The sequence below is a fragment of the Candidatus Thiodiazotropha endolucinida genome (genome assembly GCF_001715975.1).
Classification (GTDB): Bacteria; Pseudomonadota; Gammaproteobacteria; order Chromatiales; family Chromatiaceae; genus Thiodiazotropha; species Thiodiazotropha endolucinida.
On sequence record NZ_MARB01000004.1, the window covers coordinates 161,211 to 174,332 of the forward strand.

General features: G+C 54.4%; 7 protein-coding genes. 3 read left to right on the plus strand and 4 right to left on the minus strand.

Features of this window, described 5'->3' with window-relative positions:
- Positions 1-143: 143 nt before the first annotated feature.
- From recD to CODIS_RS04590, 4 genes are all read right to left on the minus strand, one after another.
- Positions 144-1,976 carry an exodeoxyribonuclease V subunit alpha gene (recD, locus tag CODIS_RS04575; RefSeq protein WP_069121700.1) on the minus strand — a complete coding sequence of 611 codons (1,833 nt, stop codon included), beginning with the start codon at positions 1,974-1,976 and terminating at the stop codon, positions 144-146.
- Positions 1,963-5,532, minus strand: coding sequence for an exodeoxyribonuclease V subunit beta (gene recB, locus CODIS_RS04580; protein ID WP_069121701.1), 3,570 nt, complete (start codon positions 5,530-5,532; stop codon positions 1,963-1,965). Before recB ends, recD begins: the two co-directional genes overlap by 14 nt.
- On the minus strand, positions 5,529-8,699 hold the full coding sequence (gene recC, locus CODIS_RS04585) for an exodeoxyribonuclease V subunit gamma (protein ID WP_069121702.1): 3,171 nt from the start codon (positions 8,697-8,699) through the stop codon (positions 5,529-5,531). Before recC ends, recB begins: the two co-directional genes overlap by 4 nt.
- 119 nt (positions 8,700-8,818) lie before the next feature.
- Positions 8,819-9,691 (minus strand): HDOD domain-containing protein, encoded by an 873-nt coding sequence (locus tag CODIS_RS04590; RefSeq protein ID WP_069121703.1) that lies wholly within the window; start codon positions 9,689-9,691, stop codon positions 8,819-8,821.
- A gap of 207 nt (positions 9,692-9,898) precedes the next feature.
- Between CODIS_RS04590 and CODIS_RS04595 the strand changes: the two genes are divergently transcribed.
- From CODIS_RS04595 to CODIS_RS04605, 3 genes are all read left to right on the plus strand, one after another.
- A complete protein-coding gene (locus tag CODIS_RS04595; RefSeq protein WP_069121704.1) occupies positions 9,899-10,120 on the plus strand; it encodes a decarboxylase in 222 nt (73 codons plus the stop codon).
- Between the two features lie 226 nt (positions 10,121-10,346).
- Positions 10,347-12,698 (plus strand): DUF1631 domain-containing protein, encoded by a 2,352-nt coding sequence (locus CODIS_RS04600; protein ID WP_069121783.1) that lies wholly within the window; start codon positions 10,347-10,349, stop codon positions 12,696-12,698.
- Between the two features lie 19 nt (positions 12,699-12,717).
- A complete protein-coding gene (locus CODIS_RS04605) occupies positions 12,718-13,059 on the plus strand; it encodes a PilZ domain-containing protein (RefSeq protein WP_069121705.1) in 342 nt (113 codons plus the stop codon).
- Positions 13,060-13,122 lie beyond the last annotated feature (63 nt).

Sequence of the window (13,122 nt, forward strand, 5' to 3'; positions counted from 1 at the left end):
ATTAATAATATTTGAGATATTTCATGTAATGCATATTTCAAACAGGCAATACACTACCACAACGAGGAGTTATCCAACCCCAGTAATTTTTTATGTGCTCAGCAAAATATCTGCTTCCCCGAATGCATTGTTACCTCAGCGCCCTACCCCGGATTAGCGGTGAGGAGATCGGGGAGCCCGCTGCTGCGTCGCATGGGGTGTGTGACAGCTGCATCGAAGATCGCATCATCCCCGATCAGGGTGAATCTCTGCCTCGATCGGGTAATCGCGGTATAGACCAGCTCACGGCACAAGACGGCACTCTTTTGATCCGGCAGTTGTAATATCACCTCCTGAAATTCGGAACCCTGGCTCTTGTGTACCGTCACCGCATATACCGTTTCGCAATAAGGCAGTCTCGATGGTGAAATCCAACGCACCTGACCGTCACTCCCCTGGAAGGCTACCGCCAGTTCATGCTTCCGTTCAGGATGTGGCAGCACGATGCCGGTTTCACCGTTGTAGAGATCGAGTTGATAGTCATTGCGCGACAGCATCACCGGGCGTCCCGGATACCAATCGTCGTGATTCTCAATCTGTCCCGCCCGAATCAGCTCCCGGGTTATCGCACCGTTCAATGCATTGACACCAAAAGGCCCCTCGCGAACCACACATAGCAAGCGAAACTCGTACAACAGCGCGAACAGCGACGCCACCGGCGCCCCTGATCCGACCGCCTTGAACAGCTTTCCAAAACGACTTGCAACCAGTCTTGCCACATCACCGCCCGGAGCCAAACGGCCCAGCACTTCCCCTCCATTGTGCAGCAGCTGTCGCGCCTGTTGCGCATCACCCCTGTTGACAGCCTTGGCCAGCTGTCCAAGCGGACTCTCGGGATCGAAACGGTAGCTCTGTCTCAGTTCGATAACACTGTTTTTCAGCTCACTGGCGGAATCCTCCCCTGCGGCCACCGGTTGCATCGTGATCTCGCTCAATTGCCGTGCGAATTCATCATCCGGCCCATCGCATCCGATACACAAATCACCCATGACCGAACCGGCCTCCACCGAGGCCAGTTGATCGCGATCACCCAACAACACCAGTCGCGCGGCATGAGGCAAGGCATCCAGAAGCTTGGCCATCAATGCCACATCGACCATCGATGCCTCATCCACTATCACCACATCAAACAGCAGGGGATTGTCTCGATGGTGGCGAAAGCCTGTACCCGAGCGGTTCATACCGAGCAGACGATGCAGGGTCGATGCCTGCTCCGGTATCGTCGCCAGCTGTTCTTTCGGGAGGGCCGTCGATGCCTTGGCCTGCTGGATCGCCTGTTGCAGACGTGCGGCAGCCATGCCTGTGGGTGCTGTCAGGGCAATCCGCAACGCATCTCCCCCCGGCTGCAGTCGCAACAGTGCCAGCAACCGAAGGACGGTTGTCGTCTTGCCGGTGCCGGGTCCACCGGAGATGATGGTGAGGGGCCGCAGGATCGCAGTGGCAACGGCAACCTTCTGCCAATCGGTAGCATCGGCGCCATGCACCGGGAACAGTGTTGCCAATGCCTTCTTCGCCCCCTCCCGGTCAATCACCTGATCGACACTTCTGGCACGCTGCAACAACGCATCTCCCAAGCGTCGCTCATAGGCCCAATAACGATGCAGGTAGAGCCGGTTCCGGCCGTCCAGAATCAAGGGTTGCCAGTCACCGGGACCACCGATAATCCCGCTATGTCGTAATTCGACTCTCCATTCTTCCAGGCCGGGGGCCTGAACCACCATCTCCGCTTCGTCGAATAGCGCTCTTCCCGCAACCTCGCCAAGATCGAGGCAGACATGTCCATCGCTGGTGGCACGACTGGTGAGTGCAATCGCCAGGGCGAGGGATGGCGAGGGGGTATCGGCCTCTGCCATCAGATACTCGGCAAGATGCAGATCAAGATCGTTGAGCAGATTCTGCCGGTTGAGCGAGCGTAACAGGCTATCAGGACGACTCATCGCTACGCGCCTCGATCAGTCGGTCCAGGGCCTCGATGAAGCCTTGTGAGGGTCTTTCTGCGAACACCCCCAGGCGAGCACCGGTCTGGGGCTGCATGCCGCGCAGAAACAGATAGTAGACACCACCGAAATGATGCTCATACACATAGTCGGGCAGGCGCAGCTTGAGATAACGATGCAAGGCCAGCGAGTAGAGCAGATACTGTAGGGTATAGTGGTGCTCGATCATCGCATTCGTCAGAGCCCGGGGGTGGTAGTCACTGTAACTGTTGCCAAGCCAATTGGACTTGTAGTCGGCCAGATAGAAACATCCGTCCACCTCGAAGACCAGATCGATATAACCCTTCACATAGCCATCCTCCACACTGGCATGGAGATTCGCCAGACCGTCAATCAGCCGATCAACGTCTGAGAAACGGTGATGCCGTGCAAGCGCCATGATCGCCTTGGGCTGCAGTGATTTCGCGGGGAAATAAAATTCCATCTCATTCAGCCGCTGCCCCGGCCCGATTCGACTCAGGGTTAAACCATCGATATTGAGCGGCGTCTCTACAACCTCTCTCATCCACTGGACAACAACACCCTTCCAGCGGGTGTCGATGGCATGAAACATGAGTTTCTCCTCCACCATCAGCTCGACCGCCTGCCCATGGGGCTGCATGAAATCGAGCTCCTCCAGAATCGCATGCAGACAACTGCCGGGTCTTGAGCCGCGTGGAAAGCCATGCACGCTGAAACCCCGGTGGGGATCCTGAGACTGGTTCAGAATTGTCGTCTGGATGTCGTAATCCGGTCTATCCTCATGCTGTCCCGCAACCAGCGAGGAGAAACTGGCCACACCGCCAACTGCTGAAATGGATGCTGAAAAGCGTCTTGGCGGTTGCAGTTCCTGCGGCAGTGGCAGGGTGAGCTGCGCCATCTCCGCAGCATGGGGTAAAGGTGTGATATCGATGCTACCCCGGGCGGCTGTGGCCAAAGTCCTCAACACCTGCTCATCTCTTTCGGGATTCAAGGTCTTGAGCTGTTGTCGCCACTGCGCCAGGGTCTGCGGACAATCGGCTCTATTCGTCGTATGCAATACCCAGCCAAGTGCTGAATGCCTGCTCTGCTTCAACCAGCCCCATGGGAGGTAACAGCGATAACGGGGCCGCGTCAAAGCCACATACAGCAAGCGAAGATTTTCCGCAAAAACCTCCTCATGGAAATAGGCCCGGTTGTCGTCAAAATCTTCTGAGCCAAGTTCGAGCACCGCCGCATAGTCTTCATGCGGATCGTGAAACAGAAAGGGTTTGTCGTCGCTCCTGGCTTCACTTTGGTCCCACAAAAAGGGACAGAATACGATATTGTACTCCAACCCCTTGCTATGGTGCAGGGTATCGATCCGCACCAACTTGCCGTCACTCTCCAAGCGCAACAGATGCTCATCATCCTGGGATAGGGTCTGACGCTGGCGGGCAAACCATTTAACCAATCCCTCCATACCGGGGCGTGCCGTGTCGTCATATTGCTGCAGCAGTTCCAGAAGATGGTAAAAGTTGGTCAGCCTTCGCTCTCCGTCGCAGAACTCAAGCAATCGATTCTCTATCCCCATTTCATTGGCCAATGCCTTGATCATGACGATGAAACCGTTGTCCCGCCAAGCACGATGATGATGAAAGAAACGATTGAACAATCCGTTTTGCAAATCATCTTTACGATTCATCTCATCAATGGCGGCGCCATCCCAGCCCAGCATCGGCGTTGCCAGCGCGGCACGCACCAGACGCCCCCTGTAGGGCTCCAACAGGGCGAGCAGCAGACGTTGCAACTGCTCGGCCTCCTGACTCCAGTAGACACTCTGCTGATTACTATGAACACTGGATATACCATACGCCCTCAAGGCCTGCGCAATACGGGAGGCCTGTTCATGGGTCCGCACCAGTACGGCAATATCGCCGCCGCATAGCGACCTATCCCCTATGCGCGCCTTGTCTTGCGAAGCGAGTGTCAACAGACGGGCAATCTCCCCGGCGGTGGCATCGGCCACAGTCTGGCGGATCTCTTCGATCCCTGTCTGCTCACCAAAGGTAAGATGCCAGATCTGAAATGGCGCCTCACTGCCACCCGCTATCGTGAGGGAAGCCATCTCCCTGTCACCGGCCGCGACCGTTTCAAAACCGATGCGTGGCTCGAAGAATGGCCGATGGGAACTGCCGAACAGGGTGTTGACAGCCTGCAACAGCCCAGGTGTCGAACGCCAGTTGATATCCAGCGTATGGTGATTGGCACCTGTCTCGTCTCTGGCGCGCAGATAGGCGAACAGATCGGCACCGCGAAAACTGTAGATCGCCTGTTTTGGATCCCCTACCAGAAATACCGGTTGACGGCTGTTGAGGTAGATCTGACTCAGAATCCTGTACTGCACCGGATCGGTATCCTGAAACTCATCCACCAATGCAGCAGGATAGCGCCGGCGCAACAGTCCACCCAAACGACCACCGCGGTCCGCCAGCAAGGCGGCGTGCAACTGCAGCAACAGGTCGTCGTAAGACCATTCCCTGGCCTCGGCCTGGCGTCTCGGCAACTCATCCAGAAGATAGTCATAGAAAGACTTTTGCATAGCCACGAATGCCCTGTCGAAGGCATCGGCGCATGCTTCGACACAGGCCAGATAACGGGAAAACTGGTTGAAGAAGGGGTGCCGAGGAGCCACTTGTCCAGGTTTGATCGCAGCCTCGATAATCTCCGGCGTAAACCGTTCGGCCTTGTCGAAGGGTCGTTGATAGACCGTGGCCTGCAGCCATTGGTCCATTTTCGCACCCCAACCCTCAAGCCATGCCCGGCGGTAGAGATTACCCTTCATCACCTGTGTGTCGCTGAGTAGCGCGAGGATGCTATCGCGCTGCTCCTGCCACAACGACCTGACTTCGGACTGGAGCTGATTGGCCTGCAGCTCCAGCGACTCGATGCCTTCCGGCCAATCACAAGCCCTGACCTGCAGGTAAGGCTTGCCCAGAGCGGGACGCATGCGCTGGAGTAATGCCTCGGGGGTATCTATCCGGTCACGCAGGGCCTGAAGCAGCTGACCGGGGAGCTGATTGATTTCACGTCGCCAGTAATCGTCAGCAATCTGCAGCAGTCGATCAGCCTGATCTGTTACCAGATCGGTATTAAATCCCTGCCCGGTCTCGAATGCCTGCTCAGTCAGTACGCGCTGGCAAAGGCCGTGGATGGTATGGATCGCAGCCCTGTCGAAGCCGGCAATCGCCAGATCGAGACGCCTGCGGGCCCGCGCTTTGTCCGCTATGTTGTCGAGGATGGCATGCAGCAGGGGATCGTCACTTGCACCGCCATCCGACAGCGACCGCGCATCGATCAGACGCTGGCGAATCCGTGTCTTCAGTTCTGCCGTTGCCGCTTTGGTATAGGTCACCACCAGTATCCTCTCCGGACCATGGTCCTGTTCCAGCAGCAGCCGCAGATAGAGGCCGGTCAAGGTATGGGTCTTCCCGGTGCCGGCGCTTGCCTCCACCAGATTGAAACCCTGCAAGGCCACCGATTCGATCCGCATACTCATCCCTGCCACTCCAGATGATCCATCAATGGTTGCAGGAGCTCCCTGCTGGTGTCGAAGAATGTCTGATCGAGGGCGGGCCGGTCCGGCCGCAACAGGCGATGATAGGGTTTATCCACGTCACCTGGTTGAAACCGGTTGCCAAACCAACGCTGTCGCGCCGCCTTGCGGGCCACCTCCTCTCCACCCTGCTCAAGTTTTTCCTGATAGATCCAGGCGGTTGCGGGGATGAACGACAACGGCAACCGCAGACCCTGGCGATAGCGCCGGATCAGCGTCTCAAGATGAACCTTCGCCGTCTCCACGGACCTGTAGTGACCTGTTCTGTCCCCCTCCAGCAGACATGTCGTTGGGGTCACCCCAGGTGGATTGAGGGCATTCAACAACAGATGTCTAATCCAATGCCTGACCATCTGGTAGGGGTAGAGGCGATCCGTACTATAGATAAGCAGTCCCCCTGTTGTGACACCGTGAAGGTGGCCGACCAGATGGTGTTCATCGAACTTAAGATCAACCCCCAAGGGCTGCAGCAAATCACCGCCATCGAGCGCCTGAATGCGTTGAACCATTGCCGCCGCACGGCTCTGCATCTGCCCAAACGTCTGTTCACCGGCCATACCGTGCGGCAGGCGTCCCCGAGCGCGTAATTGTTCATACAATGCTTCGGGACTCTGGTCCGCCAGCATAGACTCCACCAGTTCATGTTCCAGCGCCAACCTATCGAAATGCGCCAGGGTGAATGGCTCCCGCTCCTCGGGAAGCTGTTCCGCCTGCCCGAGGTCGAGATTCAAGCGGATATCGGCAAATCCTTTCAGCGGATTGGTGAAGAAGTGGAGAAACTGCTGCAAATCGATCAGCCCATCCCCCTCTGTTTCGGCCAGGGGTGTTTCTACCAGAGGAAGCTCATTGCGATCACCATTGCCGACCCGCATTGCCGCCTCGTACATCTCCGCTGAATAGCTGAAGAGGGTACTGTCAGCAAGAAAATAGGCCCGCGAGAAGGGCTGTAAAGGGTGGTCGAAAATGATCTCCTTCATACCGGACTCAGCCACCATCAGCTGCAGAGAATCGCACAGCTCATCCACCACTACGGAGGGTGGAAGCAGGGTATTGTCATGCTGACTGCGTCCGACGTAACTGATTAAAAGACGATCCCGTGCAGAGATCAGCGTCTCCAGGAAAAGGTAGCGATCATCCGCTCTTCGTGACCGATCTCCTCGACGGAAGGCACTCGACATCAGATCGAACCCCAACTCCGGCTGCTGACGGGGAAAGGCTCCATCGTTCATACCGATTAACGCGATCACACGAAAAGGCAGGCTTCGCATGGGTGCGAGGGCACAGAAATTAACGCCACCGCCCATAAAGCCCCGATCCACTGAAATATTCAACAGCTCCTGTAGGCGATATCGGATCGGTGCGATCGGGATCTGCTCCTCGATTCCCGCTTGTTGCATCTCCTGGGCCAATGCATGAATCGCCTCCCTGACCGACTCGAGTTGCGCTTCACTCTCTTCATCGGAAGAAAAGAACTGTTCCGTGAGCCCGATCAGGAAGTTTACCCACGCCTGTGATGACCGATCGATCATGAGGTGATCCTCCAGGGCGAAAAGGGCATCACAAAACGCCAGCAGTCCACCGAGCCATTGACCCTCCGACCCCTCCACCGCATCCAATGGATAGTGGTGGTGCCAAAGCTCTCCCGCATCTCCCTGCATTGCATAACCCAGCAGGAGTTGCCACAACCCTGACCGCCAGGTATTACTCTGTTCCGCCGGCAATCCAAGGGAATGCTTGCTCTCGCCATCACGCCCCCAATGGACAGCAGCCTGATTCAGCCATTGAGTCACCCGTTCGACTCCCTCTTCATCCAATCCGAAGCGACGACGTATGGCCGGATATTCCAGCAGATTGAGCACGCTGCCGACCGGGTAGCGGGATCCGGGGAGCTGAACGATTTCCAGCAGAGCCGTGGCCAGTGGATTGTCCTGTAACAGACCGCCACCGCTGATCCTGAAGGGTATCTTCGGACGGCTGCCCGGCGATGAGAAATGAGCCTTGATCAGAGGCCCATAGCGGTCAATATCCGGTGTCATCACCAAGATATCCGACGCGGTCAGATCCGGCAGATCCTCAAACAGCGCCAGGAGTTGATCGTAGAGCACCTCAACCTCGCGCATTGGGCTGTGGCAGCGATGGAGCGTAACGGAACCATCCGTTGAGCACCCGGATTGCGGTTCACTCAAGGTCAGTATTTGATTCTGTATTTGATGCAACAACAGATCGTCACGTTGCCTTTGGTAAAGCTCCTCCCCACCCGGATCCATCTCGTTGATGGCAGCGAAAAAGTCCCGCCCCTGCCGACCCATTGTGGCAAGCAAAGGATTGCCCACTTCCAGGTAGAGCGCCTGTTCCCGCGACTGCAGGGCCAACTGTGCCTGCTCACTGGGTGAGACGATGTCAGCCCAGTGGGCCTCACAGGGATTTAGCAGAAAAAGATGAACATCAATCAGCGATGCGACGTGTCGAATGATCTCCAGGTAGCCTGGGGAGAGGGTGGGAACACCAAATATAAACACCCTCGGGGGCAGGATCTTCTGAAAAGAAGTTGTCGACATCCCGCTCAACTGAAGTTGCAGGCTCACCCAATGAACCGCATCTTCCTCCGTGAGATGGCGCCAAAGACCGGCCTGCCATTCATCACCTTCGGTAGCCGCCTCTCCCTGCTGCCATTTGAGAATCCAGTCTGGCCGATAGATCAGATATCGATCGAACAGCATGGCCAGCTGTTGCGCCAACTGGAAGCGCTTAATATCGTCCGCTCCAGCCAGATAGCCGGTGACCGAAGGATCCGTCAATTTCTCATCGACATCCCGGAGCAGTCTGTAGATACGCCACGTCAGACGTTTTGGCTGATAACGATCGTAGTCAGGCACATCCGGCAACAGGGTGTGGAAAAGCTGCCATATAAATGCCGCCGGCAGCGGAAAAGAGAGATTGGCGCAAATCCCCAGATGACCGGCTATTCGCAATGAGAGCCAGCGGGCCATGCCCGGGTGTTGAACGATCACCTGCTCCTGCTGCAGAGCCTCACCCGCCGGCTCAGCAAGCAGCCCAGACAGGCGCGTTGCAAGCGATTCAAGATGGTTTGATTGGTAGAGCCTCAACATGAGGCCGTATTCTAACCTGATTGAGACTCAATCACTGAGTCCGTGTCCTGAATAAATCACCGCGACAGGCAAACCGCCTTATTGCCTGGTGCCTGTTAACTGCGGATTATGCGGAGTCGCTAATGGGGTTGGCTTTTCAACGGTCTGACTTTCGGTCCTAACACCACATCCATGATCTCACCAACCTTGTGTGGCATCTGTTCCATTACTGCCTCCAGATGCTCGGGCTCGAGACCGGTTTGTTTCCACACCACTGGGTCCACCAGTTCGACCGTTTCGTACCACTCGACACCGCTGATTTCGGCATATGCCAATAATGCAGCGAGGGAAAGCAAGGAGGTCTCCAGCTGAAAAACCTGTGTGGATGCCGGTCGATGGTGGTGTGCGACAACGGAAACGATGCTCTCGGGCAATTTCCACTTCCTCAGCAAGGCTTCTCCGACATCCATATGAGTAAAACCGAGGACATCATTCTCCGCATCCGGCAACAGGGTATCGTCACCGCCGGTTATCAAAAGAATATCTCTCGACTCTTGGGGCATTTTCAGATAGATCGCCAATCGGCCAATATCGTGCAACACCCCCATCACGAATAGGCGTTCGCTGTGCAGCACGTTACAGCGTTTGGCCAGCTCACCCGCAACTACACCGGCTGTTATCGAGTAACGCCAATATTCGGTCATGTCTACGAGATCGCCCGGGATACCGGTGAAAATCCGGGCTGCCGTAGTGGCCATGACAAGATTTCGCAGTTCGTTCGTACCAATGATCGTGATCGCCCTGGAGATAGTCTCCACCGGAACCTTTAGATTAAAAAATGCACTGTTCACAAGCCGCAACAGGCGGGCAGACAGATCCGTGTCTTGGGAAATAATTTCACCCAGGGTTGCAACCGAGTAGTTCGGCGCATCGATCAACCGATTCACCTTGACACAAACGTCAGGCAGCGAAACCAAGCTTTCTATCTCGATCACAAGTTGTTGAGGAGTCATGTTTTTTTCACCTCAGGGCGCCACATTCAATATCCCTATCTGTCAGGTAATAATTCACTGATATACAAGGGGTATTGTTGTACTTTTCCACGTCGAACTCAGCTATGATGCTGGCATGTATACAGTGTCGGCTATGGTATACATCCATTGTTATCGACATTTATATTGGAATCTTGACCTCCACCGGACGTGGACGGAGCTGTAAACATGCCTTTCTACATTTTCAAAGTTTCAGCTGACAACAGCCTGGAATACCTCGACGAAGAGGAAAAGTACAAAGCCGCCAAGGAAAAGGTGAATAAACTACGTGCTGCACTTGTCCGGAGTGACGATACCAGCTACCGCATGGTGTTCGCCAACAGCGTTGGCCAGGGGGAACTGTTGCTCTCACCGACGGAATCGAGTGAGCGAATCATTGGAGATGATTGAGATGTTGCTGGACGTAGCGATCCGATGGTGGCTGTATCGGGAATGTGAGGATTTGTAATAAAACCATGGGGCACAGTGTTATGAGGGACATCAGATTGTTCATCTTAGGCACTCTTCGTGCTACTCTTTAGCTATTGTAAATGAAGCAAACTTTAGAAAAATCAAGTTTTAGCAATACCACCTCTTTTTGGGTATCGCCGCTGATTCACTTAAGGATCCTTTAGCCGTGTCAATACAGGATAGAAGAAACAAATACCAGAGTCAGTTTCAGCCAGTGCTGAATCGCTGTAAGGACACGGTAATTGTCTACATAAACGCACTCCTGACAGAGCTTTTCAACAACTCCGATAAAGCACTTACCAGTTTTGCGCAAAAGGCTGAGACCAACGAGATTCAAAATCGCTTTTTCGAGGCCATGGCAATGATCCGTAACAGACATGGCCTGGTCGAACACGAGTTTCGGGAACTGCTGAGTGAGGGATTCGATAAGTTCTGGCATGACCAACCCGAGATCGACGGCTTTTCCGATTCAAATGAAGATACGGAACTGGAACTCGTCGATCATGAATCGATGGATGTCTCCACCGCACTGGAAAACATGATCAGCCGCACGGTGGGACACCATCGTTCCCAGCTGTATGCGCTCGGTCAGAGACTGAGTGTTGTGAGTGGTGGGCGAAGCGTTAAACACAAACAGATCCCTTCCGGCCCCCATCATCTGGCCCATGCTTTCAGCGAAGCCATCGATGCATTGGGTTTGGAAGCACGTATCAAGGTCATAATCCTCGCCCTGTTCGATAAATACGTACTCAAACAGCTGGGATCGATCTACGATGACTTTAACAACAGCCTGAAAGAGGCTGGCGTTCTACCTCACTTAAGGCCGGCAATCCAGAAGTCGCCGGATGCTAAGGGAGGTCCGTCGGCTGATGATAAGGAACATCCTGAACAGCAACAGGAACAAACCCAGGAAGAGTTGGGCGAGGAGCTGTTCGGATCGATTCTGGATATGATGGCCAACCGACGCCGCACCTCCCCGGAGAAACTTGCCGCTAAGGAAGCGTCTGCAAAGGCCGCCGGCCGGCAGCCCGGAAGCGCACCACCCGCCACGCAAGAGAATCTGGTCGCCGCTCTGAGCAACATCCAACCGGCTCAGCGTTCCGATATGATACCGGATGTCAACGCGCCCGGTGCGGGGATCTCGAATATCGAGATCGATGAACAGTTCCTGATTCGGGTGAAACACACACTGGCCGAAGAGCGCCATAAACTCTATAACGAGGTTGGTGCGGACCGCCTCGAGGCCGCGGATGAGGATACTATCGACCTGGTGGGTATGCTGTTCGAATATATGTTGAATGATCCTGTTCTCCCTGCCGTAGCCAAGGCCTTGATCAGTCATCTGCACACCCCCTACCTGAAAGTTGCGATCATTGATCGCAAACTGCTGACCGACAGCAATCATGAAGCACGACAACTGCTCGATTCCTTGGTTGAAGCCGGCAGCCACTGGATCGACGAACGCAATCTGAAAAGGGGTATCTACCCCGATATGCAGAATGTCATAGACCGGGTGCTGAAAGAGTTTTCCGATAATGTCAGTCTGTTCGGCACACTGCTGGAGACATTCAAGAAGCGTATGGATGAGTTCAGGCGCAAGTCTGACATTCTAGAAAAACGTGCACAGGATTCCATCAAGGGCAGAGAAAAGCTGAACATTGCCAGGCAGCGTGCGTCCCAAGAGATGAGAGCACGCTCTTTCAGTGAAAACCTCCCTCAACCTGTCAAGGAGTTCCTGGAAAAAACCTGGGTAGACAAACTTGTCTTTGTCCTGTTGCGCCATCCTGACGGCGAAATGAGCGAAGACTGGAAAGAGGCGCTTCGCATCGCTGATGAAATTGCCTGGACGTTTGAACCCAAAGATCAGAGCGAACGCGAAGAGTTGGAGAAGACGCTACCGGATTTGAGAAAATCCATCGAGGAAGGCCTGGCTTCCCTGGGTGGATTCCATCAGGAGAAGAGCCAGGTTCTTTTCGGTCTGCTCAGCAATGCCGAAACAGCATCCATGGCTTCGGAACAAGCGATGAAATCGGTTAAGACCTCCGATACCGTGGTACCGATTTCAGACAAGGCCGCATTGAAAGCGGAGCCCAGCAAACCTGTACCCGCCCCTGCCGAATCAACCACTGAACAGGCCGATGAAGAGGAGATTCCCGAAGACGAAGAGGCAATGATGGAAAAATTGCGTAAGATCAAGTTCGGCACTTGGTTCGAAATTAAGGATTCGCAGAGCGGTGAATTGCAAAAGGTTAAACTGTCGTGGCTAAGCCCATTGACCGCTTCATGTATGTTTGTCGACAGAGCCGGTGTTCAAACCGCCATCAAACCATTAAGAACTTTGGCGCAAGAGATACTCAGAGGTGAGTCGACAATCCTTGAAGACAGCAGTGATCCATTTGTCGAGAGAACATTGCATGCGATCAGGCGTATGCTCCAGCGCTCCTTGAAAACCACAGATGATATAGCAAGTGAACTCATCCAAGATGATGAGGATAACGAAGGTAAAGAGGTCCGCTAAGGACACAGGAAATGATTACATGCAAGAACAACGTCATTCCCCACGTAAAGTAGCCAACGAAGTACTGATCATTACAGATCAAATAACAGGCAGTCACATCGGACGTGTGGTCAATATCAGTGCTGAAGGACTGATGCTGTTAAGCGATGAAGCCATGGTTACCGGATCGGTATATCAACTCGATCTGATTCTTCCAATCCCGAAGAATGATCAAGAGAAGATCTCATTCACCGCGGAGGCTGTATGGTGCACCGAAGCTTCCCAGCCCGATAGTTTCTGGAGCGGTTTCCATATCATTGACATCAATCCCGACGATGTATTGATCATCGATGAGCTCATCCTTGACTGGCATTCAAATTAGTATTCAGCATTGCTATAGGCTCTGCGCGGATCAACTGAGAGATTCGCCCTGACGCCATCCGGG